Here is a 339-nt window from a genome sequence, read left to right on the forward strand (position 1 = left end):
CATGCCGCCTTACTTGCTCGGTCGCGCAACCTCCGTCCGCGACAGCGAGCGTCCCCTGCCGTCTGTGGAAAGGACGAGCCGATGAGCAGTACCCGCGAACAGAACGGGAGTCCAGGTCCTCCCGTCGGGGAGGCACTGCCGGGAATCGGTGCGGCCGCCGCCCTCCCCCGGACCGACCTCCTCGTCTTCGGTGTCGCCGCGGCCCTCACCCTGGCCTTCGTCGTGTGGTGAGCCACCGCGACGGACTCGCTGGAGAGCGTGTCCGGGAAGCTGCTGGACGGGACGATCCGCAACGGCGGCTGGGCCTTCGTCCTCGCCGCCTCGGGCTTCGTGGTCTTC

The 339-nt window shown here is 70.2% G+C and carries 1 pseudogene; it reads left to right on the forward strand.

Annotated features, from left to right (window positions below):
* Positions 1 to 81 precede the first annotated feature (81 nt).
* Positions 82 to 339, forward strand: a pseudogene (locus PUR53_RS00285) (BCCT family transporter); the annotation flags it as partial.

Source organism: Streptomyces sp. SP18BB07 (assembly GCF_036322545.1).
Classification (GTDB): domain Bacteria; phylum Actinomycetota; class Actinomycetes; order Streptomycetales; family Streptomycetaceae; genus Streptomyces; species Streptomyces deccanensis.